This is a genomic window from Aeromicrobium alkaliterrae (assembly GCF_039529015.1).
Classification (GTDB): domain Bacteria; phylum Actinomycetota; class Actinomycetes; order Propionibacteriales; family Nocardioidaceae; genus Aeromicrobium; species Aeromicrobium alkaliterrae.
Genome location: NZ_BAAAME010000004.1, coordinates 385344 through 409768, shown reverse-complemented (window position 1 = coordinate 409768; position 24425 = coordinate 385344). Strand labels below are relative to the sequence as shown.

Annotated in this window: 29 protein-coding genes and 1 tRNA gene; 20 read left to right on the top strand and 10 right to left on the bottom strand. The window is 70.4% G+C overall.

Going from position 1 to position 24425, the window contains the following annotated elements; translation table 11 throughout:
* The first annotated feature begins 22 nt into the window (after window positions 1–22).
* On the top strand, window positions 23–1423 hold the full coding sequence (locus ABD127_RS10030) for a hemolysin family protein (RefSeq protein WP_344200730.1): 1401 nt from the start codon (window positions 23–25) through the stop codon (window positions 1421–1423).
* The gene (locus ABD127_RS10025) at window positions 1420–2457 is read left to right on the top strand and encodes a hemolysin family protein (protein WP_344200728.1); all 1038 of its coding nucleotides are present in this window, start codon (window positions 1420–1422) and stop codon (window positions 2455–2457) included. Before ABD127_RS10030 ends, ABD127_RS10025 begins: the two co-directional genes overlap by 4 nt.
* A gap of 12 nt (window positions 2458–2469) precedes the next feature.
* On the opposite strand, the gene ABD127_RS10020 is transcribed toward ABD127_RS10025, so the two are convergent.
* Window positions 2470–3063, bottom strand: a complete 594-nt coding sequence (locus ABD127_RS10020; RefSeq protein WP_344200726.1) for a 5-formyltetrahydrofolate cyclo-ligase — start codon at window positions 3061–3063, stop codon at window positions 2470–2472.
* Window positions 3064–3079: 16 nt separating this feature from the next.
* Between ABD127_RS10020 and ABD127_RS10015 the strand changes: the two genes are divergently transcribed.
* The 5 genes from ABD127_RS10015 to ABD127_RS09995 all read left to right on the top strand — a co-directional run bounded on the left by ABD127_RS10015 (window position 3080) and on the right by ABD127_RS09995 (window position 7753).
* Window positions 3080–4483, top strand: coding sequence for a UTP--glucose-1-phosphate uridylyltransferase (locus ABD127_RS10015; RefSeq protein ID WP_425545809.1), 1404 nt, complete (start codon window positions 3080–3082; stop codon window positions 4481–4483).
* Between the two features lie 5 nt (window positions 4484–4488).
* On the top strand, window positions 4489–6048 hold the full coding sequence (locus tag ABD127_RS10010; protein WP_344200721.1) for a molybdopterin molybdotransferase MoeA: 1560 nt from the start codon (window positions 4489–4491) through the stop codon (window positions 6046–6048).
* Window position 6049: 1 nt separating this feature from the next.
* Window positions 6050–6631 (top strand): GNAT family N-acetyltransferase, encoded by a 582-nt coding sequence (locus ABD127_RS10005; RefSeq protein WP_344200718.1) that lies wholly within the window; start codon window positions 6050–6052, stop codon window positions 6629–6631.
* A gap of 81 nt (window positions 6632–6712) precedes the next feature.
* Window positions 6713–7636, top strand: coding sequence for a divisome protein SepX/GlpR (gene sepX / locus ABD127_RS10000; protein ID WP_344200716.1), 924 nt, complete (start codon window positions 6713–6715; stop codon window positions 7634–7636).
* Window positions 7637–7677: 41 nt separating this feature from the next.
* A tRNA-Ala gene (locus ABD127_RS09995) sits at window positions 7678–7753 on the top strand.
* A 148-nt stretch (window positions 7754–7901) separates the two neighbouring features.
* Here the strand turns inward: ABD127_RS09995 and ABD127_RS09990 are convergent.
* On the bottom strand, window positions 7902–8693 hold the full coding sequence (locus ABD127_RS09990; protein WP_344200713.1) for a L,D-transpeptidase: 792 nt from the start codon (window positions 8691–8693) through the stop codon (window positions 7902–7904).
* Window positions 8694–8898: 205 nt separating this feature from the next.
* On the opposite strand from ABD127_RS09990, the gene ABD127_RS09985 reads away from it, so the two are divergent.
* The 3 genes from ABD127_RS09985 (at window position 8899) to ABD127_RS09975 (ending at window position 12831) form a co-directional block, all read left to right on the top strand.
* Window positions 8899–11484, top strand: coding sequence for a beta strand repeat-containing protein (locus tag ABD127_RS09985; RefSeq protein WP_344200710.1), 2586 nt, complete (start codon window positions 8899–8901; stop codon window positions 11482–11484).
* 145 nt (window positions 11485–11629) lie between these two features.
* Window positions 11630–12196, top strand: a complete 567-nt coding sequence (locus ABD127_RS09980) for an RNA polymerase sigma factor (protein ID WP_344200708.1) — start codon at window positions 11630–11632, stop codon at window positions 12194–12196.
* Window positions 12193–12831, top strand: coding sequence for an anti-sigma factor (locus tag ABD127_RS09975; RefSeq protein ID WP_344200705.1), 639 nt, complete (start codon window positions 12193–12195; stop codon window positions 12829–12831). Before ABD127_RS09980 ends, ABD127_RS09975 begins: the two co-directional genes overlap by 4 nt.
* A 24-nt stretch (window positions 12832–12855) precedes the next feature.
* On the opposite strand, the gene ykgO is transcribed toward ABD127_RS09975, so the two are convergent.
* Genes ykgO through ABD127_RS09955 form a run of 4 tightly spaced genes read right to left on the bottom strand, consistent with a single transcriptional unit; the run spans window position 12856 to window position 14539 of the window.
* Window positions 12856–12978 (bottom strand): type B 50S ribosomal protein L36, encoded by a 123-nt coding sequence (gene ykgO / locus ABD127_RS09970; protein ID WP_344200703.1) that lies wholly within the window; start codon window positions 12976–12978, stop codon window positions 12856–12858.
* A complete protein-coding gene (rpmF, locus tag ABD127_RS09965; protein ID WP_344200700.1) occupies window positions 12975–13184 on the bottom strand; it encodes a 50S ribosomal protein L32 in 210 nt (69 codons plus the stop codon). The genes ykgO and rpmF overlap by 4 nt, the downstream gene beginning before the upstream one ends.
* A gap of 33 nt (window positions 13185–13217) precedes the next feature.
* Window positions 13218–14297: a GTP-binding protein gene (locus ABD127_RS09960; protein ID WP_344200697.1), complete on the bottom strand. Its 1080-nt coding sequence runs from the start codon at window positions 14295–14297 to the stop codon at window positions 13218–13220.
* Window positions 14294–14539, bottom strand: coding sequence for a type B 50S ribosomal protein L31 (locus ABD127_RS09955; protein ID WP_344200696.1), 246 nt, complete (start codon window positions 14537–14539; stop codon window positions 14294–14296). Before ABD127_RS09955 ends, ABD127_RS09960 begins: the two co-directional genes overlap by 4 nt.
* 57 nt (window positions 14540–14596) lie before the next feature.
* Here ABD127_RS09955 and rpmB point away from each other — a divergent pair, with 57 nt between their 5' ends.
* Genes rpmB through rpsN form a run of 3 tightly spaced genes read left to right on the top strand, consistent with a single transcriptional unit; the run spans window position 14597 to window position 15308 of the window.
* Window positions 14597–14833: a 50S ribosomal protein L28 gene (gene rpmB / locus ABD127_RS09950; protein ID WP_344200693.1), complete on the top strand. Its 237-nt coding sequence runs from the start codon at window positions 14597–14599 to the stop codon at window positions 14831–14833.
* Window positions 14833–15003: a 50S ribosomal protein L33 gene (rpmG, locus tag ABD127_RS09945; RefSeq protein ID WP_344200691.1), complete on the top strand. Its 171-nt coding sequence runs from the start codon at window positions 14833–14835 to the stop codon at window positions 15001–15003. Before rpmB ends, rpmG begins: the two co-directional genes overlap by 1 nt.
* The gene (rpsN, locus tag ABD127_RS09940; RefSeq protein ID WP_344200688.1) at window positions 15003–15308 is read left to right on the top strand and encodes a 30S ribosomal protein S14; all 306 of its coding nucleotides are present in this window, start codon (window positions 15003–15005) and stop codon (window positions 15306–15308) included. Before rpmG ends, rpsN begins: the two co-directional genes overlap by 1 nt.
* Window positions 15309–15445: 137 nt before the next feature.
* On the opposite strand, the gene ABD127_RS09935 is transcribed toward rpsN, so the two are convergent.
* The 3 genes from ABD127_RS09935 to ABD127_RS09925 all read right to left on the bottom strand — a co-directional run bounded on the left by ABD127_RS09935 (window position 15446) and on the right by ABD127_RS09925 (window position 18456).
* Window positions 15446–16429: a DUF4349 domain-containing protein gene (locus tag ABD127_RS09935; RefSeq protein ID WP_344200685.1), complete on the bottom strand. Its 984-nt coding sequence runs from the start codon at window positions 16427–16429 to the stop codon at window positions 15446–15448.
* Window positions 16426–16977, bottom strand: coding sequence for an RNA polymerase sigma factor (locus ABD127_RS09930; protein WP_344200683.1), 552 nt, complete (start codon window positions 16975–16977; stop codon window positions 16426–16428). The genes ABD127_RS09935 and ABD127_RS09930 overlap by 4 nt, the downstream gene beginning before the upstream one ends.
* Before the next feature lie 84 nt (window positions 16978–17061).
* Window positions 17062–18456, bottom strand: coding sequence for a TadG family pilus assembly protein (locus ABD127_RS09925; protein ID WP_344200681.1), 1395 nt, complete (start codon window positions 18454–18456; stop codon window positions 17062–17064).
* On the opposite strand from ABD127_RS09925, the gene ABD127_RS09920 reads away from it, so the two are divergent.
* A complete protein-coding gene (locus ABD127_RS09920; protein WP_344202636.1) occupies window positions 18367–18621 on the top strand; it encodes a hypothetical protein in 255 nt (84 codons plus the stop codon). The genes ABD127_RS09925 and ABD127_RS09920 overlap by 90 nt on opposite strands.
* Window positions 18622–18650: 29 nt before the next feature.
* Here the strand turns inward: ABD127_RS09920 and ABD127_RS09915 are convergent, their stop codons facing one another.
* A complete protein-coding gene (locus ABD127_RS09915) occupies window positions 18651–19118 on the bottom strand; it encodes a TadE/TadG family type IV pilus assembly protein (protein ID WP_344200678.1) in 468 nt (155 codons plus the stop codon).
* 367 nt (window positions 19119–19485) lie between these two features.
* Between ABD127_RS09915 and ABD127_RS09910 the strand changes: the two genes are divergently transcribed.
* From ABD127_RS09910 to ABD127_RS09885, 6 genes are all read left to right on the top strand, one after another.
* The gene (locus ABD127_RS09910) at window positions 19486–19638 is read left to right on the top strand and encodes a Flp family type IVb pilin (protein ID WP_344200675.1); all 153 of its coding nucleotides are present in this window, start codon (window positions 19486–19488) and stop codon (window positions 19636–19638) included.
* 175 nt (window positions 19639–19813) lie between these two features.
* Window positions 19814–20005, top strand: coding sequence for a Flp family type IVb pilin (locus ABD127_RS09905; RefSeq protein WP_344200672.1), 192 nt, complete (start codon window positions 19814–19816; stop codon window positions 20003–20005).
* A 145-nt stretch (window positions 20006–20150) separates the two neighbouring features.
* Complete coding sequence (cpaB, locus tag ABD127_RS09900) at window positions 20151–20891, top strand: Flp pilus assembly protein CpaB (RefSeq protein ID WP_344200670.1); 741 nt, start codon at window positions 20151–20153, stop codon at window positions 20889–20891.
* 110 nt (window positions 20892–21001) lie between these two features.
* Complete coding sequence (locus ABD127_RS09895) at window positions 21002–22084, top strand: CpaE/TadZ family protein (protein WP_344200668.1); 1083 nt, start codon at window positions 21002–21004, stop codon at window positions 22082–22084.
* The gene (locus ABD127_RS09890; RefSeq protein WP_344200666.1) at window positions 22084–23478 is read left to right on the top strand and encodes a TadA family conjugal transfer-associated ATPase; all 1395 of its coding nucleotides are present in this window, start codon (window positions 22084–22086) and stop codon (window positions 23476–23478) included. The genes ABD127_RS09895 and ABD127_RS09890 overlap by 1 nt, the downstream gene beginning before the upstream one ends.
* Window positions 23479–23480: 2 nt before the next feature.
* Window positions 23481–24419 carry a type II secretion system F family protein gene (locus ABD127_RS09885; RefSeq protein WP_344200664.1) on the top strand — a complete coding sequence of 313 codons (939 nt, stop codon included), beginning with the start codon at window positions 23481–23483 and terminating at the stop codon, window positions 24417–24419.
* Window positions 24420–24425 lie beyond the last annotated feature (6 nt).

The following is a 24425-nucleotide window of genomic DNA, read 5'->3' as shown; positions in this document are numbered from 1 at the left end:
GTACCGGCGCGGGATCTTCCTCGTGACCGAGCTGATCCTCCTCGCCGTCGCCATCGCGCTGATGTTCGCCTGCGGCGTCTTCGTCGCCGCCGAGTTCTCGTTCGTGACGGTCGACCGGGCCGCCGTCGACCGCGCGGTCCAGGAGAACCGGCCCGGCGCGGTCGGGACCCGCACGGCGCTGCGCACGCTGTCGACGCAGCTCAGCGGCGCCCAGCTCGGCATCACCATCACGAACCTCGCGATCGGCTACCTCGCCGAGCCCGCGATCGGCAGTCTCGTCCGGGGGCCGTTCGAGGACCTCGGCCTGAGCGGCGGCACCCTCGGCTTCGCGTCCTACTTCGTGGCCCTCGCGCTCAGCACGTTCGCGACGATGCTGATCGGCGAGCTGATCCCGAAGAACATCGCCCTGGCCGTGCCGATGGTCGCGGCGCGCTGGACCCAGCTGCCACAGCGCTGGTTCACCAAGGTCATGGCCTGGCCGATCCGCTCGCTGAACGGCACCGCCAACGCGGTCCTGCGGTCGTGGGGAGTCGAGCCGCAGGAGGAGCTGCGCTCGGCACGCTCCCCGCTGGAGCTGCGATCGCTCGTGCTGCGCTCGGCGCAGGAGGGCGCGATGGACGACGACACCGCCCGCCTCGTCGCGCGCAGCATCACCTTCGGCGACCGCACCGCCGCCGACGTCCGCACCCCGCGCGTCCGCGTCACGTTCCTCGAGGGCCGCGACACGGCGGCGGCCGTGATCGAGGCCGCTCGGTCGACGGGCCACTCGCGGTTCCCCGTCATCGGCAAGACCCCCGACGACATCGTGGGCGTCGTGCACGTCAAGCACGCCGTGGCCGTCCCGGTCGATCGCCGCCGCTCGACCCGCATCGAGGACATCTGCGCCCCTGCGGCCACGGTGCCCGACAGCCTGGAGCTCGACCCGCTGCTGGCGTTCCTGCGCGACCAGGGCATGCAGATGGCGGTCGTGCTCGACGAGTACGGCGGCACCGACGGCGTCGTGACCCTGGAGGACCTGGTCGAGGAGATCGTGGGCGACATCGCCGACGAGCACGACCGGGGCGCCGCGACGAGCCGTCACCGCACCGACGGCACCTGGTCGCTCTCGGGCCTGCTGCGACCCGACGAGATCTTCGAGCAGACCGGGATCCCGCTGCCCGAGGGTCCCAACTACGAGACGGTCGGCGGGCTCGTGGTCCAGGAGCTCGGCCGCCTCGCCCAGCGCGGCGACGTCGTGACGCTGATGGTCGACCCGACGCCCGAGGACGAGGGCGACGAGCCCGAGCCGCTGCCGGTCGCCCTGACCGTCGACCGGGTCGACGGCCGCCGCATCGACCGCCTCACGATGACCGCCGAGCGACCCGAGCCGATGGCCCCTCCGGCCGTGCGCTCGCGGGCCGAGGCCGAGGGAGGCCGACGATGAACATCTGGACCGGCCTCGCCGTCACGGCGCTCCTGCTGGCGCTCAACGCGCTGTTCGTGGGCTCGGAGTTCGCGCTCCTCTCGGCGCGGCGCACGCAGCTCGAGCCGGCCGCTGCCCAGGGGTCGCGCACCGCGAAGCTCGCCCTGCGCGCGATCGAGAACGTCTCGCTCATGATGGCCGCGGCCCAGCTCGGCATCACGATCTGCTCGCTGCTGCTGGGCGCCGTCAGCGAGCCCGTCATCGCCCACGCGATGGAGCCGGCCTTCGACGCCCTGGGCGTGCCGGAGGTGTTGGTGCACCCGATCTCCTTCGCGATCGCCCTGACGCTCGTGGTCTACGCGCACGTCGTGATCGGCGAGATGGTGCCGAAGAACCTGGCGCTCGCGGCGCCCGACAAGGCGGCTCTGATCCTCGGCCCGTTCATGCTGGCGGTCGTCGCGGTGCTCAAGCCGATCGTGCTGGCGCTCAACGGCATCTCGAACGTCACGCTCCGGCTCCTGCGGATCGAGCCGAAGGACGAGGTCGCCTCGACCTTCTCGCACGACGAGGTCGCCGACCTGGTCGAGGAGTCCCGCCGCGAGGGCCTGCTCGACGACGACGAGTACGGCCTGGTGCAGGGTGCGCTCGACTTCCAGGGCGGCACGATCGACGAGGTGGTGCTGCCGACCGACGTGCTGGTCACGATCGACCGGCACGCGACCGCCGCCGACGTCGAGGTCGCGTGCGCGGAGTCGGGATTCTCCCGGTTCCCGGTGCGTGACGAGTCCGGCGAGCTGACGGGCTACCTCCACCTGAAGGACGCCCTCGAGACCGACGACGACGCGCGGGGCCGGGTCATCGCCGACAAGTGGGTGCGCCCGCTCGTGACGGTGCCGGTGGGTGCCGGCTTGTTCGACGCGCTGCGGCTGATGCAGTCGCGCGGATCCCACATGGCCCGCGTCGCGGACGTCGAGGGCCACGTCGTCGGCGTGATCATGCTCGAGGACGTCCTCGAGGAGCTCGTCGGCGAGATCCGCGACGTCCAGCGCGCCTGAGCCCGCGAGGGCCTAGCGCTCCGGGCGGAAGATCCCGGACGGGGTGAGCACCAGGTCGACCGGCACGTCGTGCGGCTCGTGCGGAACCTCGGGCAGGATCTCCTCCGCGAAGACGACCGCGACGAGGGTCGGCCGCTGAGGTCGCACGACGACCTCGGCCAGGGCCCGGTCGTAGTAGCCGGCGCCCCTCCCGAGGCGGCGGCCGTGGTGGTCGACCGCCAGGGCGGGCACCAGCACGAGGTCGACCTCGGTCAGCGGAGACCCCGGCAGGGGAGCGCCCACGGGCTCGTCGACGCCGATGGAGGACCGCGTCGTCGGAGCCGCCGCGTCGTGCGTGACCCAGTCGAGCGTGCCGTCCGCGCGGGTCACGGGCACGACGACCTCGGTGCCCGCCGCCTGGAGCTCGGCCAGCAGTGCGCCCGTGGGCGGTTCGCCCCGCATCGCCAGGTACGCCGCCGCGCGGCGGGCTCCCCGCAGCGCCCGGTCGCCGGACAGGTGCGCCGCGAGCGCGGTCGCCGCCTCCGCGAGGTCGCCCTCGGATCGCTCGCGTCGAGCCCGCAGCAGCGTGCGACGCAGATCATCCTTCGCTGAACCGGTGTGACCCACGTCGCGACGCTATCGTGTGCGGGTGGACGGATTGGCGGAAGCGCAGCGACGGATGGTCAGTGCGGGCGTGCCCCAGCAGGCGATCGACGTGTTCACGCACTACTACGACCAGCTGCAGGCGGGCGCCACGGGCATGATCCCCGAGGCCGACGTCGAGCCGCTGAGCGGCATCCACCGTGCCGCGACCCTCGAGGCCTCGCCCGAGGACGTGCGCACGGCCGCCGACGCGACCGTGGTCATCAAGCTCAACGGCGGGCTCGGCACCTCGATGGGCATGGACCGCGCCAAGTCGCTGCTGCCCGTGCGCCGGGGCCTGAGCTTCCTCGACATCATCGTGGGGCAGGTCGAGCACGTGCGTCGCACGCACGACGTGCGCCTGCCCCTGATCTTCATGAACTCGTTCCGCACCCGTGACGACACCCGTGCGGCGCTGGCTCACCACCCGGGCATCGAGACGCCGGGCCTGCCGATCGACTTCGTGCAGAACCTCGAGCCGCGTCTGCGCGCCGACGACCTCACCCCCGTCGACTGGCCGGCCGACGCCGAGCTCGAGTGGTGCCCGCCGGGTCACGGCGACCTCTACACCGCGCTGCAGACCTCGGGCATCCTCGACCAGCTGCTCGACGCCGGCTACCTGTACGCGACGGTGTCGAACTCCGACAACCTCGGCGCGGCCCCCGATCCCGAGATGATGGCCTGGTTCGCCGGGTCCGGTGCCCCCTACGCTGCCGAGGTGTGTCGCCGGACCCCGGCCGACGTCAAGGGTGGCCACCTCGTGGTGCGCCGCAGCGACGGACGCCTCGTGCTGCGCGAGACGGCGCAGACCCCGCCCGAGGACGCCGCGGCGGCCTCCGACCTGACGCTGCACCGCTACTTCCACACCAACAACCTGTGGTTCGACCTGCGGGTCCTGAAGAAGACGCTCGACGAGCGCCAGGGCATCCTCGGGCTGCCGCTGATCAAGAACCGCAAGGTCGTCGACCCGGCCGATCCCGGCTCGCCCGAGGTCATCCAGATCGAGACCGCGATGGGTGCGGCCGTGCAGGTCTTCGACGGCGCCACCGCCATCGAGGTCGACCGGGCGCGCTTCCTCCCGGTCAAGACCACCAACGACCTGCTCCTGCTGCGCTCCGACGTGTACGGCGTCGGCGACGACTTCCGGGTCCGCGCGACCGTGGAGCCGCCGCTGGTCGACCTCGACAAGCGCTACTTCGGCACGATCGCCGACTTCGAGGCGCGCTTCCCGCACGTGCCGTCGCTCGCGTCGGCCGAGCGGTTCACGGTGCGAGGCGACTGGAGCTTCGGCGCCGACGTCGTCGTCGCCGGCGAGGTGCTCCTGGAGGAGGACGAGACCGCCGGGAAAACAGGCGACGCGCCCGGTCGGGCCACGCGGGTCGCGGAGGGCACCCGGTTAGGCTGACCCTCATGGTCTCCGGAGACAGCGACGCCGCCGTGCCGGGACAGGACCCGTTGCCCGACGTCGATCCCGTCTCCACGGCCGAGGCCGTCAGCGACCCCGAGGACGAGTCGGACCCCCGGCCCGCCGCGGACGCGGTGGACGAGTCCGCCCCGAGCGCCGAGGCGTCGACGCCGCAAGCGCAGCCGTCGGAGCCGGAGCAGCCCCTGCCCGAGGGCGAGCCTGAGACACCGTCGCCGACCCAGGCCGCGGCCACCTCGGATCCCGCTCCCGCCGCCGCTCCCGCGCGCACGCAGGAGTCGGCCGGCCCGCGCCCCCGTCCGCGCGCCTCGAGCATCCCGGAGGGGATGCTCACGGTCGAGGACCACCTCGAGAAGGTGCTGCGCGGCCTCGGCCCCCTGGCGCCCTACGACCAGCCCCTCGTCGAGTCGCTCGGGCTGCCGCTGTTCGCCGACTACGTCACCCCGGTCGACCTTCCCCGTTTCGACCAGTCGCTCGTCGACGGGTACGCCGTCGCTGCCGGCGACGCCACCTCGGCCACGCGCGACGCCCCCACCGTGATGCCCGTCGCCGGCGAGATCCGGGCCGGGGTCTCGCGTCCGTTCGCGATCAGCCGGGGAACCGCGGCGCGCATCAGCGCCGGATCGCCGATCCCGCGCGGCGCCGACTGCGTCGTGCCGCTGTCGCACACCAACCGGGGTCAGTCCAAGGTCGCCGTCTCCGTGGCGCCCGAAGTGGGCCAGGGCATCCGCGCGACCGGGTCCGACGTCGTCGCCGGGTCCACCGCGGTCAAGGCTGGCACGGTGCTCGGCGCCCGGGAGATCGGACTCCTGGCCTCGCTCGGTGCCCATCGCGTCGCCCTGCGTCCGCGGCCCCGCGTCGTCGTGATCTCGATGGGCTCGGAGCTGCGCGAACCGGGCGACCACGTCTCGCACGACTCCTCCTTCGACGGCAACAGCTACATGCTCGCGGCGGCGATCCGCTCGGCCGGGGCCATCGCGTTCCGTGTCGGCGCCGTCGGCGACGACCCCAAGGAGTTCCGCCGCGTCCTCAGCGAGCAGCTCGTGCGCGCCGACCTGGTGGTCACCACCGGAGGCATCTCGGCGGGCCATCGCGACGCGATCCGCCAGACGCTGCGCTCGCTCGGCACGGTCGACTTCCACGAGGTCGCGATCCACCCCGGCCGCGTGCAGGGCTTCGGCGGCGTGTTCGACGACCACACGCCCATCATCACGCTGCCGCCCAACGGCGTCGCCGCGTACGTCGGCTTCGAGGTCTTCGTGCTGCCGGCGCTGCGGCGTCTCATGGGGCGCACGCCCTACCGTCGGCCCATGGTCCACGCGGTCCTGGCCGCCGACATCACCTCGCCGTCGGGACGTCGTCAGTACGTGCCGGCCGTCTTCGAGGTCACGCACCGCGGTGCCAAGGTCACCCCGCTGCCCGACTCCGACGACCTCCTCCTGTCGCGCCTGGCCGAGGCCAACGCGCTCGTCGTGGTCGGCGAGGACGAGACGGCGCTCAACCTCGGCGACACGGTCCGGACGCTCGTGCTCGACCGCCCGTTCTGAGGTGGCCGCCCCCTGGGAGGTCGAGCTGACCCACGGGCGGATCGGGATCCGGCCGCTGCGGCGCTCCGACGCGAACCGGTGGTCCGAGCTGCGCGCCGCCAACGGCGGGTGGCTGTCGCCGTGGGACGCCACGCTGCCGCCCGAGGGCGGCCAGCAGGTGACCTCGTACCGGCAGATGATCTCGGTGCTGCGCCGCCGGGCCCGGCACGGTGAGGGCATGCCGTTCGTCTCGACGTGGGACGGCGTCATGGTGGGCCAGGTCAGCGTCAGCTCGATCGTCGGGGGATCGGCCCGGTCGGCCAGCATCGGCTACTGGGTCTCGGCCGACCACGCGGGTCGCGGCATCACCCCCACGGGCGTCGCTCTGGTGTGCGACCACCTGTTCGGGACCACGCGGCTGCACCGGGTCGACATCGCGATCCGTCCGGAGAACCACCCCAGCCTCGCGGTCGTGCGCCGGTTGGGGTTCACCGACGTCGGGCTCGCCCCGCGGTACCTGCACATCGCGGGCCGCTGGGCCGACCACCGGCTGTTCCAGCTCGTCGCCGAGGACGTCCAGGGGCGGGTGCTCGACCGGGTCTGACCTCGTCACATCCGTAACTTCTGTCACGACACACGCGCGGGCTCCCACGTTCGGCCCGCTCCGGGACCTACCGTTCTGTACGTGATCGGAGGAGCCAGCGGCGTCATCTTTGCCGTCGTCGTCATCGTGTGGGTGGCGTATGTCGTCCCGCTCATGCTCCGCCGGTACGACGAGGCCTCCAAGACCTCGTCGCTCGGCTCGTTCACCTCCCTCAGTCGGGTCATCGCCCGCACCTCACGCAGCGAGTCGGTCGCCGAGACCGAGCCCGAGGTGGAGGCCGAGAAGGCCGACACCACCGTCACCACCGAGTCCCCGTCCGAGAAGGCACCCGCCATGGCCCAGGTCACCGAGGCAGCTCCCCGCCCCGTCAACCGTGCCGCTGCGCGTCTGGCCGCCCGTCGTCGCCGACGGGTCCTCATCACCCTGATCACCTCCCTGGTCGTGGTGGCGGGGCTCGGTGTGGCCGGGACGATCGGGCAGGTCTGGACGGCTGTCCCGGTCGCCCTCATGGTCGCCTGGCTCGTGGCCTGCCGGATCCAGGTCCGCGGCGAGCGCGGTCTGAGCACGCCGTCGATCAGCCTGCCGCGTCTGTCCCTGCGTCGGTCGGCCTCGGCCGAGACGACGGAGCGTCGCGGTGGCACGGCTGCTGACGAGGAGACCACGCTGGTCGTCTCGCACCAGTTCGAGGACATCGAGCCGAACCGTCCCCGCGTCATGGAGGTCGAGGCGCTCTCGGTCGACGCGCTCGACGACCAGCTGCAGATCGCGGTGCCGTCGGTCGCCACGACGGGCGAGGCCCTGTGGGACCCGCTGCCCGTCACGCTCCCCACGTACGTCACGAAGCCGCGCGTCGGACGCACCGTCCGCACGATCGACTTCGCCCAGGCCGGCACCTGGTCCTCGGGCCACGTCGAGGCCGAGGGCGTCGCCCTCCCGGGCCAGGCCGACGAGGTCGCGCAGGCGCAGGACGAGGGTCCGGAGACCCGCCGGGCCGTCGGTCACTGACCCGGGCCGGGGTGCTAGGCTCTTACCCGGTCGTCGACCTTGGGGCATTGGCGCAGTTGGTAGCGCGCTTCGTTCGCATCGAAGAGGTCAGGAGTTCGAATCTCCTATGCTCCACCAGAAGGAGAAGGGCCCCACAGACGTGGGGCCCTTTCGCTTGTGCTGAGCAGTGTGGGGCCCTTCGTGAGGGGTGGGCGGTAGCTCAGCCACCGATCAGACCCCGTGAAAGGTGGCTGAGCCGCCGCCCGCACCGGCCCGCACCACCGGCTCACGCCCGGATCGTCACCGGGGTGCCGAGCGGCAGGCCGATCTTCTCGACGAGTTCGGTGATCTGGTCGTTCGGCAGCCGGATGCAGCCCGAGCTCGCGTCGGTGCCGACCAGCTCGGGCTGGTTGGTCCCGTGGACGCCGATGACGCCCTCGCCCCCGGCGAACTCGGTGAGGACGTTGGAGAATCCCGACAGCCCGTAGGCGTACGGTCCGTAGACGCCCGTCGGGTCGGGGGCCTGCAGGAGCTCCTTGATGTAGTACTCGCCACCGGGCGTCGGGCGGTCCGTGGTCCCCACGCCGATGGCGGAGCGGAGCACTTCGTCGCCCGCCTCGGTCACGACCAGCTCGTGGTCGGCGAGAGCGATGTCCATCGCGAAGGCGTGGCTGCTCTGCCGGACGTCGCGAGCGCGGACGTAGCCGGTGGTGCCGTTGGGGCGCACCGGGAGCTGGACGTGCAGCCACGCGGTTCCCACGGCCAGCGCCAGCAGGACGACGTTGCCGGAGGCCTCGTCGGCGCGGTTCAGCACGAGCTGCTCGGCGCCCGCGTCGTCCGGGCTGTCGAGGTCGCCGGGCTCGCCGTACACCTGCAGGGAGGGCACGACCGACGTCGCGACGGTGGTCCGCTCCGGATCGGACCCCGTCCCGGACGTCTCCTCCGGCTCAGCGTCCGACTCGGGCTTGGGCTTGGGCTCGTCAGAGCCGGTGCACGCGACCAGGCCGGCGAGGGCGAGACCACCGGCGGCGGCGAAGAACGTGCGGCGTGTCCAGCCCGGCAGGGATGTGTCGGTCATGGCGCTCACGCTACGACCCTCCGCCGAGGCGCGCTGCTCAACTCGAGGTGGAGAAAGTCCACGTGTGACGAATCGCCCGCAACGGTCATGTAAGCGTCGAGGACGCGTCCGTCGTCCTCGCCCACACGTCGAGAGGGACGAGTTAATGCGCAGATGGATGCACGCCGCGGGGGTAGTTGCCCTTGCTGGTGGAGTGATGATCGCGGTGCCGACGACGGCCAGTGCCGAGTCGTTCACCGTGTCGAGCACCGCCGACGACCCGGCTGACCCCACGACCTTGCGCGGTGCGATCGCCGCAGCCGAGGCGAACGGCGAGGCCGACGTCATCACGCTGCAGAGCGGGGCGACCTACGCGCTCACGAGCGCCGAGGGTGACCTCGACATCACGACCGACATCACGATCGTGGGCAACGGCGCGACCATCGACGCCTCCGGTCTCGGTGATCGTGCGTTCCAGGTGGCCGCGGGCGGCGACCTGACCATCTCGGGCGTCACCGTCACGGGCGGCCGTCCCGCCGACGCTCCGTCCGCCGCGGGCGGCGGCTCCGGCGGCGCGTTCCTCAACGGCGGCACGCTGTCGATCTCCGACTCCGTGCTCGACGGCAACTCGGCCGAGCGGGCCGGCGGCGCGATCGAGGCCTCGGCCGGGAGCACCACGACCCTGGTCGACACCAACCTGACGGACAACGCCACGGGCGCGGCGCCGGGCAACGGCGGCGGCCTGCACCTCACGGGCGCGGGCACCGTCTCGATCACCGGCGGCACCGTCTCCGGCAACACCGCGGCCGCCGAGGGTGGCGGCCTGTGGAACTCCGGCGCCGGCACCATGACGGTCGACGGCACCACGATCACGGGCAACACCGCGTCCGGCGTCACGGCGGACCAGGGCGGCGGCGGCCTGTTCCAGGAGGCCGGCGGCGGAACGCTGACCGTGCGCAACGCGTCGATCACCGACAACAGCGCTGATGGCGCTGCCGGTTCGGGCGGCGGCATCCTCAACGACCAGAGCAACGTCGTCGTCGAGAACTCCACGATCTCCGGCAACACCGCGGTGCGCGCCGGAGGTGGCGTCGAGGCCAACATCGGCAAGACCACGCTCACCGGCGTGACGCTCGACGACAACAGCACGGGCGCTGCGCCCGGCAACGGCGGCGGCCTGCACGTCACGGGTGCCGGCGACGCCGACATCAGTGACTCGACGGTCACGAACAACACTGCGGCCCTCGAGGGCGGCGGACTCTGGAACGGCACCGGCACGATGACGGTGACCGACTCGGAGATCTCCGGCAACACCGCTTCCGGTGCAGCTGCGGACGACGGCGGCGGCGGCCTGTTCAACAACGGCGGCACGCTGCAGATCACCGGCAGTACGGTCGAGGGCAACGAGGCCGTCGGTGCTGCCGGTTCGGGCGGTGGCGTGCTGACCCTCGGCGGCACGCTCGAGGTCACGGACTCGTCGATCGACAACAACTCGGCCGTCCGCGCCGGTGGTGGCATCGAGGCCACCGCGGGCAGCACCACCACGGTGTCGGGCGGCTCGCTCAACGAGAACAGCACGGGCGCGGCACCGGGCAACGGCGGCGGTCTGCACCTGACCGGTGCCGGCACGGTCGGCATCGACGACGTCGTCGTGGCGGGCAACGTGGCCTCCAACGAGGGCGGCGGCCTCTGGAACTCCGCCACGGGCACGATGACCGTCACGGCGTCGAACATCAGCAACAACACGGCCTCCGGCGCTCCGGCCGACTCCGGCGGTGGCGGTCTGCACAACGACGGCGGTGAGCTGGTCGTCGAGGGTTCCCTCATCGAGGCCAACAGTGCCGACGGCGCCGCTGGATCGGGTGGCGGCATCCTCAACGCCGGAGGCGGCACGCTGACGGTCACCGACACCAACATCCTCGACAACGACGCGGTCCGCGCTGGCGGCGGCATCGAGGCCGTGGGCGACGGGTCGGTCACCACGGTGAGCGACGTGCTGCTGCAGGGCAACTCGACCGGGCCCACCCCGGGCAACGGCGGCGGACTGCACCTGACCGGCACGGGCACGGTGACCGTGGACGCCTCGCAGGTCACCGCGAACACGGCGACCAACCAGGGTGGCGGCCTGTGGAACTCGGGCACCGGCACGATGACGGTCACGCGCACGACGCTGGACGCCAACACGACCGGTGGCCAGGGTGGTGCGCTGTACAACGTCGGTGGATCTCTCACCGTCGAGGGCAGCACGATCAGCGGGAACACGGCCACGGTCGGTGGCGGTGTCGCCACGGACCCGGCTGCCGCTGACGACGCCACCACGCTGATCCACGTCACCGTCACCGACAACTCGACCGGCACCGCCGGACCCGTGACGCTGGGCAACAGCATCCTGTCCGGCAACACGGGGGCCGACGCCCAGACCGCGATCACGACCCTCGGCGGCAACGTCGTGGGCACCGCGGTCGACGGCAGCGGTGGGGACGACGTGGAGACCGACGACCCGCGCCTCGGGGCGCTGGCGGACAACGGTGGTCCCACCCTGACCCACCTGCCCGCGGCCGGGAGCCCGGCGATCGACGCGGGCGTCGACGGTCTGGGTGACCTGACCACCGACCAGCGCGGAGCCGCTCGCGACTCCGGTGCAGCTCCGGACGCCGGTGCGGTCGAGGTCGCTGCGGCCGGTGGCGGCAACGGTGGTGGCGGCAACGGTGGTGGCGGCAACGGTGGTGGCGGCGGCGCTGCCGGCAACAGCGGTGGCGTCCCGGCGGCACCGGCGACGGCCACGACCCGACAGCCGACCTACACCGGCTGAGTCGCGATGTCGGCGTGCGTGGTGGCCGAGCACCGGTCGCCACGCACGCCGACGCGCGAGGGCGTGCTCCGTCCGTCGGGGCACGAGGAGCAGGGAGCACGAGGAGCACGGGAAGGGAGCAGTGCGGGTGCGTATCATCGGGTCCGTGGATTCAGGCACGTCGGAGCGTGACCTGCTGGTGCGGTTCCGTGAGCTCGATCCCGACGCCTGGGAGACCGTCTACCGACGGTCGTACTCACGCCTCGTCGAGTACGCCCGTCGGCGGCTGCCCAGCACCTACGACCCGCACGACGCGGTCAGCGAGTGCCTGACCCGAGCTGTCGACCGCATCGGCGACCTCGCCGACCAGGGGGTCCGGGTCGAGGCCTGGCTCTACGGCATCCTGCGCCTGGTGGTGCTGGAGCAGATCCGGCGCTCGGGCCGGCAGGAACGGGAGCGACCGGTCGCCGACAGCCCGCTCGGTCTGGTCGAGGCGACGAACGACCGGGGTCCGCTCGAGCACGTGCTGCGCGACGAACAAGTCAGCTCCGTGCGGGTAGCGTTCGAGCGGCTCTCGATCGACGACCAGGAGGTGCTCTGGCTCCGACAGGTCGCCGAGCTGTCGGTCGCCGAGGTGGCCGAGGTCCTGAGGAAGGGTCACGGCGCAGTCAGACAGGCAAACTTCAGGGCGCTCGCGCGCCTTCGGACGCTCATCGAGGAGGTGGACGCATGACGAACGAGGACGGAAACCCGGCCGACGACACGAGTCGCGCCGATGCCGAGCTCGAGCGCCTTCTGGGTGCGGAGCTTCGCCGGGCCTTCCCCGACTCGGGGGACGGACCGACACCCGGACAGGTCGCCGTGCTGCGCGACCACGTCTCCGCGCAGCGTCGTCGGCCGGCGCGCGGTCGGTGGCGCCTGCTCGTCGCGGCTGTCGCCCTCCTCGTCGCCGGTGCCGGGCTCGGCGTCGGCGCCACGGCCTGGACCGGTGGCGACGACGAGGACCTCCTGGCCCGCGGATCGGCGGAGTTCACGGCCGAGCTGACCGGCGCGACGGGAGCGGAGGTCGACCTCGAGGGAGCCGCGGCACCCGAGGGTCGCATCGTGACGCTGCGGTCCGACACGCTGCCCGTGGTGCCCTACGAGCAGTTCTACGAGCTGTGGTTCCTGACCGACGAGGACGGCGAGACGTGGGTCTCGGCCGGCACGTTCCACCCCGACGAGGAGGGGAACACGGTCGTCGTGCTCCACGCCGCGGTCGATCCCAGCGTCGTCACGGACGTCCGGATCACGCGGGAGCCGCGTGACGGCAACCCGGCGCCGTCCGGCGACGTGGTGGCGAGCGGCCCGGTCGACCTGCTCGGCTGACCGGGGACGCTGGCCGGACGAGGCTCAGCCCTGGCGGGCCTTGAGCCTCGGGTTCTGCTTGTTGATGACGTAGGTGCGGCCGCGGCGGCGGACGACCTGCGAGCCAGGCTGGTTCTTGAGCGACTTCAGGGAGTTGCGGACCTTCATCGGGTGCTCCTGTTCGTGGTGGGGCTGGTGGTGGAGAGGTGCGAGATGTCGACGAGTCCGCGCTGCACGCCCTTGACGAGGCGCCGCGGCACGCGGACCGTGCGGCCCTCGACGGTCACGGGGACCAGGTCGGTCGCGGTCGCCTTCCACTGCGAGCGGCGGTGGCGGGTGTTGCTGCGGGAGGTCTTGCGCTTGGGGACGGCCATGAGGTGTCTGCTCTCGGTTCGTGGGTGGTCGGGTCAGGCGGCGCGGGTGATGTAGCCGAGCCACGGCTCGAGGCCGTCGTGCGCGACCTCCCAGTAGAGGCCGCGATCGGTCGACTCGGCGTCCGAGAGCAGCGCGTGGTGGAACGCCTCGACCAGCGCCTCGCGCTCGTCGTCGACGCCGGTCACGACGATGCGGGTCAGGGGGGTGGAGCGACCCCACGGCGAGGCGGTGCCGATGCTGAGCTGGCCGCCGGCGCCGTCCCACGCGCAGATCGAGCCGGGGCGCGTCGGCAGCCAGAAGCATCCGCGCGAGCGGCGGGGTCCTCCGCCGAGCGACTCGATGCCGTCGAGCAGGCGACCCGGGTGGAGCGGGCGCGTGGCGCGCAGGTCGAGGCGCCACACGTGCTCGGACTCGAGCTCGGGCAGGGTGCCGCGGCGGACCACGTCGACCCAGCGCTCGGTGCGACCGTGCTGGTGCAGGTCGCCCGTCAGGGCGGCGGGGTCGAGGGCGGTGGCGTCGGGGACGAGCAGGGCCTCGGGGCGGGCGAGCGCCCGGACCAGGTGGGTGTCGGGCTCGTCGAGGTCGCCGACCGCGATGATCGCGTCGGCGTACTCGACCAGCGCGCAGTGCGCCTCGGCGAGGCCGCGGGTGTCCTCCTCGCTGGTGTGCACCCCGCGCTCGACCAGGAGGTCGTCGCCCAGCAGGTCGTGATGGGCCGTGCTGCTGTCGAGCGCGTGGACCACGGCGCTGATGCGGACGTGGGGCGCGATGCGCTTGTCCATCGCGACGACCCGGCACACCTGCAGCGCCTCGGCCGAGACCGGCAGGTGCGCGATGATCGCGCCCCAGCGTCCGGTCGCGGCCAACCGCTCCAGGGTCGGCACGATGTCCTCCCGCAGGGCGCAGCTGACGCAGGCGTGGTCGAGGTCCATCTGCTCGGCCTCGACCAGGCCGGTCAGGTCGCTGACCCGGCGGGTGAGCAGCTGCTGCGGCACGTCGAGCGTGTGCCGCATGACCGCTGCGTGGGGCAGGTCGAACTGGAGGCCGACCGTGGCGGCCTCCATCGCGGCGTCGTCGATGCCGGTGACGAGGATGACGGGCGTCTGCGTCATCGGCCGCTCCCGTAGCGGCGGCGGAACGCCTCGACCCGTCCCTCGGAGTCGACCACGCGGCCGCGGCCGGTCCAGAACGGGTGGCTCGCGCTCGACACGTCGACGTCCACCACGGGATAGGTCGCGCCCTCGTGCTCGACGGTCTCGTCGCTGGTGCGGGTCGACCGGGTCAGGAAGGCCGTGCCGGCGGAGCGGTCGCGGAACACGACGGGGCGGTACTCGGGGTGCAGGTTCTTCTTCACGTTGTTCTCTCCCGTATGCTTAATGAGAATGAGTCTCATCGTACATCAGGAGGAAGAATGTCTCGGACCTGCCAGGTGACGGGCGCGACGCCGGGCTTCGGCCACCACGTCTCGCACTCGCACCGACGCACCAAGCGACGCTTCGACGTCAACGTGCAGAAGAAGCGCTACTGGGTGCCGAGCCTCGGCCGCCACGTCACGCTGACGCTCAGCGCGCGCGGCATCAAGACCATCGACCAGCGCGGCATCGACGCCGTCGTGGCCGACATCCGATCCCGAGGGGAGAAGCTCTGATGGCCAGCAAGAGCAACGACGTCCGACCGATCGTGAAGCTGCGGTCGACCGCCGGCACCGGCTACACGTACGTGACGCGCAAGAACCGCCGCAACGACCCCGACCGCATCGTGCTGCGCAAGTTCGACCCCGTGGTGCGACGCCACGTCGAGTTCAAGGAGGAGCGCTGATGGCCAAGAAGTCGAAGATCGTCCAGAACGAGCGGCGCAAGGAGATCGTGGCCCGCTACGCCGAGCGGCGTGCGGAGCTGCGGCGCGCCAGCAAGGACGTGAACCTGTCGATGGAGGAGCGGATCGAGGCGTCGCGGGCCCTCGCCCGGCTCCCGCGCGACTCGGCCGCCGTCCGCGTGCGGAACCGCGACCAGGTCGACGGTCGCCCGCGCGGCCACGTCGGCAAGACCGGGCTCTCGCGGATCCGCTTCCGCGAGCAGGCCCACGCCGGTCACCTCCCCGGCATCACCAAGTCCAGCTGGTGACGGTGGGTTCCCCGGCCCCTGAGGTGCGAGGGACGAGCCTCGAAGGGGGTGCCTCAGCCACGCGTGGTGGCGGGATGCCCTTCGAGGCTCCTCGTTCCTCGTCGCACCTCAGGGCGCGGGGCTGACTCGGGCCGGGGTCAGGGTCGGGTGCGGCGGCGGGTGACGGCCCAGGCGCCACCGGCCAGCACCAGCACCACCACGAGCCACGGTGCGACGACGCCCGCACCGGTCACGAGACCGTTGACGGTGTCGACGAGGCTGTTCCACCCGGTGCGCAGCCCACCGAGGAAGCCGTCGGGCTCGACGCTCGAGGCCGACTCGGTCGCCGTGAACGTGACGTCGATCGTCGACAGGTCGACCTGCTCGCCGAGCGCGGCGCGCTGGGCGACCAGCCCGTCGAGCTCAGCCTGGCGCTGCGTCAGGTTCGACTCGGCCTCCACGACCTCGCTCGTCGTCGCCGCCGTGCCGAGGATCTGCGTCAGGCGGGCGATCGAGGCCTGCAGGGCGGCGATCCGGGCGTCGAGATCGACGACCTCGGTCGTCACGTCGACCCGGTCGACCGACGTGCTCACGACCTCGCCGAGGCTCCGGAGCTGTTCGAGGGCCGCGTTGACTTGGCCGGCCGGGACTCGCACCGTCAGCGACGAGCTCTCGGAGTAGTCGGACCGGTGGTCGACGCGACCGCCCACCCCCTCGACCCAGGCGCCGAAGTCCGTGGCGGACGCGTCCGGGTCAGAGACGGTGAGCGAGACCTGGCCCGTCGTGATGACATCGCGGTCGGCCTCCGACGGCACGGTCTGCTGGTCGGGCTCGGCGACCTTGCTCGGGCCGACCGCGGCGTCGCCGCCCGGAGCCGGTTCGATCGACTCCGAGAAGTCGCCGTCGGTCGACGAGGCGCCGCCCGGGACGGGGGCTCCCTTGAAGCTCGGCGTGGAGTCGTTGCCGGTGACCACGGCGGAGAATCCCGCGGCACCGGCGATCAGCACGATCGAGGCGGCCACGCCACCGGCGGCGATGCGGGCGCGGCGGCCGCGGCGACGGACGTCGGTCTCGACGTCGGCCATGACGCGGGAGCGGAGGTCGGCGATGCGCTCGTCGTCGAGCACGGTGGAGGTGTTCATGCGGTCTCCCTGAGGGCTCGCAGGTCGGAACGGAGGCGGGCCCGGAGTCGGGACAGCCGGTTGCGGACCGAGGCGTGGGTCAGCCCGAGGCGCTCGGCGGCCTCGGCGTAGGTCAGACCGTCCTCGAGGCACAGCTCGTACAGCTCGCGGTCGGTGGCGGACAGGGCGGCGACGGCCTTGGCGATCTCGGCACGCACGTCGGCGGCCTCGACCTTCGCCTCGACGTCGTCGTCCGCGCGCACCTCGTCGGGCATCTCGGCCGAGCGCCGCTGCCGCCGGACGTCACCACGTCGGCTGTTGAGGGCGACGTAGCGGGCGATCACCAGGAGCCACGGCAGCGCCGAGTCGGCCGCGGGGATCGAGCCGAGGCGACGCCACGCCGTCACGAACGTCTCCTGCGCGGCGTCCTCGGCCGCGTTCGCATCGCCCAGGACCGCGTACGCCTGCCAGTACACCGGCCGCACGTGGCGGTCGTAGAGCTGGCCGAATGCCTGCCGGTCGCCCGAACGGGCACGACCGATCAGCGTCGTGTCGGAGACGTCGTCCACGGCACACCTTCCGTCAGGTTGTTCTGACAGTAGATGTCCGCAGGCGGGCAGACCGTCTCGTCCCGAGAGGGAGACGGGCCGCCGTCAGCCCGCGAGCTTGACCCCGCTGCAGGACGGGCGGCCCATGACGGTGACGTCGGTGCGGCCGATGCCGATACCGAGCGCGCCCAGGACCGGCGTCAACACGTACTGCCCGATCGTCGAGACCACGCTGCTGAGGATCGTGGTGACGGGGCTCAGCAGCAGGCCGAGGAGCGTGGTCGGCATGACGTGCAGCTCGAGGTTGACCGCGCTCGTGAAGCTCTTCGTCGACGGGTTCGCGTTGCCGGTGCTGGCCGGATAGCTGAACCCGAGGCTGCCCGAGCTCGCGGCGACGGAGCCGTCCACGTCGAGACCTACGAGCCGGATTCCCAGCAGGCTGACGATGTCGAGCTTGGCGTGACCCGTCCCGTCGAACCCCGTGATCGACGCGCCGGTGGAGCTCGCGTTGAAGTTCACCGAGGGGCTCGTCGTGGTGCAGTTGACGCTTGCGAGGGTGGCGCTGCCCTCGCCCACCTTGACTCCGAGGGCGAGGTCGGCGGCCCGGAGCAGACCCAGCACCGGGATGCCGGTCCTCAGCCCGAGTCGGACCTGGGCGCTGGAAGCCTTGGTGCCGACCGGGCCGCAGGCGATCTTCGGGGCCTCGATGACGGTGAGCTTGACCTCGGCGATCGAGAGTCCCGAGCCAGCGGCCACCTGGCCGGAGGCGTCGATCGCGTGCAGGCCGGTCGCTCCCTTGAGGTTCAGGGCACCCTTGAGGATCCCGGCCGTCAGCAGGTCCAGAGCGCCGATGTTCGCCTCGAGCGGGTTCGTCCCGGTCGTGTCCAAGGTCAGGATGTCGCCGAGCCGGACCGTCACGTGGTTGACCTGAGCGGCGACGGAGTTCAGTGCGGTGACGCTGACCGCCGGGTACTCGCGCTGCAGCACCCGAGCCGTCGCGAGCATCAGCGACCCGAGCGAGACCGATGCGTTCGTGACGGCTTGCGTGCTGCCCAAGCCCAGCTCGGCCGCGATGGCGGCCAGCGGGACCTGGGTGTTCTTGATGTTGACCAGGCCCTCGTAGCCGACGACGCTCAGGTCGGCCTGCAGCACGCCGGCGAGCAGGGGAGCGAGGGCGCTCTCTGTGGTGTTGAGCGACAGGGTCTTGGTGCCGACCGAGAAACAGAGAGCAGGCTTTGCTCGCGACCCCACGGCCGGCCGGCTGACTGTGCCCGAGCTGTTTCCGAGGATTGGAGCGAACGCGTAGTCGACCGTGGCCCCGATGATGACCCGCACCGAAGTACACGAGCCGGTCGTCATCTGCATGAAGCGTCCGTTGGAATCCAGATTGCCGGTCTGCACGGTCATGGTGTGGCCGCGCCCAATACGCAGGCCCTGGCGGCTGAGGCTCTGCTGAGCCGCTGTCGTGACGGATGCGGCGTTGCAGGCGTCTGGAAGCACACGCGCCGCATCGAGCGCGACGGCGTCCGCGGCCGCCTGCACGTCCCGCGCAGCTGCACGCTGGATCCCAAGATCGACAGCAATGGCTGCAACGCCGAGAACAACCACCATGAGCAGCGCAGTCAGCGGGACGATCGCGCCCTGTTCATCGCGATCGAACGGTGACGTCCACGGGCTGTGCCCACGCCGTGCCCTCACGAGTTCACCTGAACGGTGGTGTCGTAGCGCAGTGTTTGCGGGAGAGTGATGCCAAGGCCGGGAAATGACGGCACCAGGGGGTTGGCTCTGTAGGAGTAGGTGATCTCGACCCGCGCACACCGCGCTGCCGCATTGTTCGCGCACGCGGTGGCAGTCGACGGCACCGAGCACGTCCCCACGGTGCTGGCGCCCTTCTTCAGCGTGCCGGTCGTCGTGCATGTGATGCCGTAGGAGCTCAGGCTGCGATTGACGGCAGCGACGGCATCAGCCTTGAGCGTCGGAGAGCCGGCCGGTGCGACGGCGAAGACGCGAGCGCCCTCGGCGGCAGCCTGGCTGATGCCCTGGCGGAAGCTCAGCATGTAGCCGTAGCTGATGATCCCGAACAGCAGTGCGATGAACAACGGTGCGATGAGGGCGAACTCGACCGCAGCCGACCCGTCCTCACGATGGCGTCGACGAACCATGACAACTCTCCCTGTGTTGCCGTTCTCCGCCTCTGTCTCTCCTCAAAGGCGGGTAGCCAGGTCGTGCTCCGTGACGTGGTCTCCCCACCGCGTCCGGGACCTTCTACCCGGGTGATCCTAGGGTCCTCTGCGCTCATCGTCTCTGGTTCTTTCGAACTAGAACCCCCGGCAGCGACTGATTTCTCGGGCATGTCGACCGTCGTGTCTGAGCCCGAGCGGGTCGATCTTCGTCACGAAAAGTGATTCAGGCCGTCTGGCTAGTAAACGTCCCGGGACCGTCCCGGGACTTCGGTCCGTGAATGCGGAGACGATGACATCCGGACCGCGCGAGGTCTACGCTGCCGTTCGGGGGAGGGAGGGGTGCGTCATGAAGACGATCCGGAAGGTCCATCAGGCTGAACGAGGCGCCACCAGCGTGGAGTACGCACTCCTGATCGTTGTGATTGCAGTGATTATCGCGGGCACGGTTCTGGGCATGGGTGAGGCGATCGGCGCGCTGTTCGACGTCGTCCCCTTCTAGCTCGAGTTGGCGGACGCCTGGGCGACATAGCACAAAGTAACTACCTGAAGATGGCCCGTAACTTCTATAGCGTCCGTGTCGTTGGTCCCCCTACGTTTTTCCGCAGGGAGAGCCACCGAGTCCGGTGGCAACAATCGCCACCACGCTGGTGGCACATCACTGAGGGAGAAACATCATGACCAAGTTCTACGCCACGCTGCTCGCGTTCGTCCCCGCCCCGAAGAAGGACGAGAAGGGCGCCACCGCCGTCGAGTACGGCCTGCTCGTCGCGCTGATCGCGATCATCATCGTCGCCGGTGTCGGCCTCTTCGGCGGCGCGCTCAACACGTTCTTCAGCGACCTCGCCACCACCATCGGCAGCTGGTGATCAAGGCTTGATGCGAGGGCGCGGCGGTCACTGACCGTCGCGCCCTCGTGCCTTCGGCGCCTCGGCGCCGCTGACCGGCTCGGCCGGTCGCCCCACCTGCGGAGGGAGCCCGGGTGGACATCACTTCAGATCTGAGGGAGCAGAGATGAAGAAGCAAGTCATCGCCATCGCCATCGCCGCCGTGCTGGCGATCTTGGCCATCGGCGCACTCGTGGTCTACGCCGGCAACGCCGACGACCGAGCACTCGAGGGCACCGAGTCTGTCGAGGTCCTTCGGGCGACCGAGACCATTGCCGTGAAGACGCCGGCGTCAGAGATCGCTGACAAGGTTGAGGTGGTCAAGATTCCGAAGTCCGCCGAGGTCCCAGGTGCGATCCGCTCGCTGGACGAGCTTGAGGGCCAGGTCTCCAAAGTCGAGATCGTGGCCGGCGACCAGCTGGCGGATTCGAAGTTCGACGATCCTCAGTCGGTCAAGGGACCTGCGGCTCTGCCGGACGGGATGCAGGAGCTGTCGATCCAGATCGATGGCGAGCGCTTCGTCGGCGGTTCGGTCGTCGCGGGGGACAAGGTCGGGGTCTTTACGTCCTTTACCTTGGACGGCAACATCCGTATCACGGGTAACCCCATCAACAACCTCCTCGTCCTCAAGGTCGACAACGGGGTCGTGGTCGCTGACGAGACGGCAGAGGGCGGCGAGGAGCCGAACGGATCGACGACGGGCACCGTTGTCACCGTTGCCGTGACGACGATGCAGGCCGAGCAGATCATCCACGCGAAGGAGTTTGGAACGATCTGGCTGACGCGTCAGACCGACAAGACGGACGTCGGTGGTGGTGGGACCATCACGTACCAGGACGTGGCTCCGTTCACGGGACTCCCGCAATGATCGGCATCGTGCTCATCGTCGGCGCGGACGATGTCACAGCCGAGCGCGTCGGGTCGGCGATTGGGTACCGCGCCGTATCCCTGAGCGCCGCCTCGGTCTCGACTCCGAGCGTGAGCCTGCTCCGGGGGATGGATGCCGCGCAGCTGCCCGGCGTCATGGTTTTCACCAACCAGGTGCCGTTCGAGCGATCGATCGCGATGGCAGCCGAGGTTCACGCCGTGCGACCGGACGTGTCGATGGTGCTTGTCTCGCAGGCTGAGCCGACGATGCTGATTGAGGCCATGCGCGCAGGCATCCGCGACGTCGCCCCGTCGCTCGACGACGCAAGTTTCCTGACCAATCTGCGGAGCAAGCTCGACGCCCAAGGTGGGACGAACGCCGCCGGCGTCATCGCCGCCAGGGTTCAGCAGCCGGTCGACTTCGCGTCGCGCACCATCACGGTGCTGTCGCCGAAGGGGGGCGTGGGCAAGACCAACATCTCGGTCAACCTCGCTGTCGCCCTGGCCGAGCAGTCGCCCATGGACGTCGTGCTGGTCGACCTCGACCTGATGTTCGGCGACGTCTCGACGGTGCTCAACCTCAAGCCGACGCATACCTTGGAGGACGCCTTCGGTGCGGCCGGGCGCGACAGCCTGCTGCTCAAGACGTTCCTCACGGTGCACGACCAGGGCTTCTACGTCCTGTGCGGTGCTGACTCGCCGGCCGCCAACGATGGTGTGACGGGGGCCGAGGTCGGCGAGCTACTCCGGCAGCTGCAGTCGCAGTTCCGCTACGTCGTGATCGACACGGCCTCGGGTCTCGACGACGCGACGCTGGCGGCGCTCGAGATCAGCCACGACGCCATCGTCGTGACGACGATGGACATGGCGTGCCTGCGCAGCGTGCGCAAGGCGGTCGAGCTGCTGACCGAGCTCACGCTCCTGCCGGCGTCGAAGTACCTCGCGGTCAACTTCGCCGACAAGCAGTCTGGTCTGCGCATCAAGGACGTTGAGGCAGTCGTCGGTCTGCCGGCGGACACCGTGCTGCCGCGCATGGTGGAGGTTCAATCCGCAGCCAACCGCGGCGTGCCGGCTCTGACGACCATCAAGAACGGACCCTTCTCGAAGTCGATCCGCTCGCTCGCCAAGCGGATCTTCGACCGGGCCCGCGAGGTCGAGCCGAAGGCCGGCCACAAGCGGCTGGAGGTGGCGTGATGAGTCTCAGCGACCGCCTCGCTTCGGCGCGAGAGCTCAGCGCCGCCCGGCTCGAGGCTGTGGAGGTTGAGGAGATCCCCGATCTGGACGGCACCATCGCCGCGATGTCGGCGGCGAACGACGCCTTCGCCGAGATCAAGGCTCGGACCTCCGCCTCCCTGTTCGAGCGCTTGGGATCCAGGGTCAATGACTCGTCGCTGACCGACGATCAGCTGCACGAGATCGTGCGCGACGAGCTGACCGAGATCATCGAGGAGGACCAGCAGCTGCTGTCGCCGGACGAGCGGCGTCGCCTCGTGCGCGATGTCGAGAACGACGCTCTCGGGCTCGGACCCATGGAGCGCTTGCTCGAGGACGACAGTGTCACCGAGATCATGGTCAACCGATTCAACCAGGTGTACGTCGAGCGCAACGGCAGGCTGGCTCTTTCTTCCGCACGGTTCACGTCCGAGGACCATCTGCGGCGAGTCATCGACCGGATCGTGTCTCGAGTCGGGCGCCGTGTCGACGAGTCTTCCCCTCTGGTCGACGCGCGCCTGGCGGACGGATCTCGTGTCAACGCGGTCGTCCCTCCGTTGGCGGTCGACGGGTCATCGCTGACGATCCGTAAGTTCTCCAAGACACCGCTGCAGGTGAGCGACCTGATTGGGTTCGGGAGCATGACCGAGCAGATGGGTCGTCTCCTCGAGGCTTGCGTGCTCGCCAAGCTCAACATCCTGGTCAGTGGCGGCACTGGCACCGGCAAGACAACGTTGCTCAACGTCCTCTCCGCGTTTATTCCTCCGGGGGAGCGGATCGTGACGATCGAGGACGCGGTGGAGCTCAACCTGCAGCAGCCGCACGTGGTGCGGTTGGAGAGCCGCCCGCCGAACATCGAGGGTGCCGGCGAGGTTCGGATCCGCGACCTCGTGCGCAACTCACTGCGCATGCGGCCCGATCGCATCGTGGTTGGAGAGTGCCGTGGCGGCGAAGCGCTCGACATGCTGCAGGCGATGAACACGGGCCACGACGGCTCGCTTTCGACGCTGCACGCAAACAGTCCGCGAGATGCCATGGCGCGCCTCGAGACCCTCGTGCTCATGGCGGGGATGGACTTGCCGCTGCGAGCGATCCGCGAACAGGGCGCTTCAGCGGTCGACCTGATCGTCCAGATTGCGCGCCTGCGTGACGGCAGTCGGCGCATCACCCATGTGACCGAGGTGCTGGGGATGGAGGGGGACACCGTGGTGCTCCAGGACGTCTTTACCTTCAACTTCGCCGCAGGCGTTGACGAGAACGGCAAGTTCCTGGGTCAGGCCACCCCGACAGGAGTGCGACCTCGGTTCAGCGAGCGCTTCGAGGACGAGGGCATTCACTTCGATCTGGCGAACCTGGCCAACGCCGGGGGGTGGTGAGGATGTTGGTCGTCGTTGCCTCCCTTCTGATAGTAGGAGCCCTGTCGTCGCTGTGGATCGCGATTGCCGGCACCCCGGTGAGGCGTGTCGATCGTCAGCGCGTGGCGGACTACGCCGTGATCGAGCAGCCCACCGTGCTCAACCGGGTCGCGACCGCGGTCGAGGCGAAGGTCGACACCGCCATGAAACAGAGCAACCGGCGGTTGTTCACGGCCGAGGAGCTCGCGCTCGCCGGCATCGCTGTGCCGGTTCCGAACCTCGTGATCCTGATGGCCTGCGGTGCTGTCGTCGCCGCGGCGGTCGGGACCGTGCTGCTCGGAAGCCTGATCGTCGGCTTCCTGCTGGCGGCAGCGGTTCCCGTTGTGACCAAGATGTTCGTCCACTGGCGTACTGGACGGGTCCGCCGTAAGTTTTCCGACCAGCTCCCGGGCGTGCTGCAGATGATGGCTGCATCGTTGCGAGCGGGACATAGCCTGCCGCGCGCTCTGGATGCCGTCGCCAAGGAGGCAGAGGCGCCCATCGGGCCCGAGCTGGCTCGGGTCGTCAACGAGACTCGAGTCGGTCGGGACATGCTGATCTCGCTCGACGACGTCGCGATGCGGATGCAGAGCGAGGACTTCCGCTGGGTCGGCGCCGCGATCGGTGCCCAGCGTGAAACTGGCGGAAATCTCAACGAGATCCTCGACCAGGTCGCCTCGACCATTCGCGATCGCCAGCACGTACGTCAGCAGGTCACAGCACTGGCGGCCGAGGGCAAGCTCTCCGCAGTGATTCTGATGCTTCTGCCGGTCGGGGTTGGTGGCTACTACACGATCATCTCGGCCGAGCAGATGACGACTTTCATCGATTCAGGCATCGGGAAGATCCTCTTGCTGGCCAGTGCTCTGATGTACGTCTTGGGCGGGCTTTGGATGCGTTCCATCGTCCGGATCGAGTTCTGAGGGAGA

Excerpts from the sequence above, each read along its gene's own strand:
- ABD127_RS10025 (WP_344200728.1), top strand. The coding sequence starts at position 1,420 with ATGAACATCTGGACCGGCCTCGCCGTCACGGCGCTCCTGCTGGCGCTC.
- ABD127_RS10010 (WP_344200721.1), top strand. The coding sequence starts at position 4,489 with ATGGTCTCCGGAGACAGCGACGCCGCCGTGCCGGGACAGGACCCGTTG.
- ABD127_RS09990 (WP_344200713.1), bottom strand. The coding sequence starts at position 8,693 with ATGACCGACACATCCCTGCCGGGCTGGACACGCCGCACGTTCTTCGCC.
- ABD127_RS09975 (WP_344200705.1), top strand. The coding sequence starts at position 12,193 with ATGACGAACGAGGACGGAAACCCGGCCGACGACACGAGTCGCGCCGAT.
- ykgO (WP_344200703.1), bottom strand. The coding sequence starts at position 12,978 with ATGAAGGTCCGCAACTCCCTGAAGTCGCTCAAGAACCAGCCTGGCTCG.
- rpmF (WP_344200700.1), bottom strand. The coding sequence starts at position 13,184 with ATGGCCGTCCCCAAGCGCAAGACCTCCCGCAGCAACACCCGCCACCGC.
- ABD127_RS09960 (WP_344200697.1), bottom strand. The coding sequence starts at position 14,297 with ATGACGCAGACGCCCGTCATCCTCGTCACCGGCATCGACGACGCCGCG.
- rpmB (WP_344200693.1), top strand. The coding sequence starts at position 14,597 with ATGTCTCGGACCTGCCAGGTGACGGGCGCGACGCCGGGCTTCGGCCAC.
- rpmG (WP_344200691.1), top strand. The coding sequence starts at position 14,833 with ATGGCCAGCAAGAGCAACGACGTCCGACCGATCGTGAAGCTGCGGTCG.
- rpsN (WP_344200688.1), top strand. The coding sequence starts at position 15,003 with ATGGCCAAGAAGTCGAAGATCGTCCAGAACGAGCGGCGCAAGGAGATC.
- ABD127_RS09935 (WP_344200685.1), bottom strand. The coding sequence starts at position 16,429 with ATGAACACCTCCACCGTGCTCGACGACGAGCGCATCGCCGACCTCCGC.
- ABD127_RS09915 (WP_344200678.1), bottom strand. The coding sequence starts at position 19,118 with ATGGTTCGTCGACGCCATCGTGAGGACGGGTCGGCTGCGGTCGAGTTC.
- ABD127_RS09910 (WP_344200675.1), top strand. The coding sequence starts at position 19,486 with ATGAAGACGATCCGGAAGGTCCATCAGGCTGAACGAGGCGCCACCAGC.
- ABD127_RS09905 (WP_344200672.1), top strand. The coding sequence starts at position 19,814 with ATGACCAAGTTCTACGCCACGCTGCTCGCGTTCGTCCCCGCCCCGAAG.
- cpaB (WP_344200670.1), top strand. The coding sequence starts at position 20,151 with ATGAAGAAGCAAGTCATCGCCATCGCCATCGCCGCCGTGCTGGCGATC.
- ABD127_RS09890 (WP_344200666.1), top strand. The coding sequence starts at position 22,084 with ATGAGTCTCAGCGACCGCCTCGCTTCGGCGCGAGAGCTCAGCGCCGCC.
- ABD127_RS09885 (WP_344200664.1), top strand. The coding sequence starts at position 23,481 with ATGTTGGTCGTCGTTGCCTCCCTTCTGATAGTAGGAGCCCTGTCGTCG.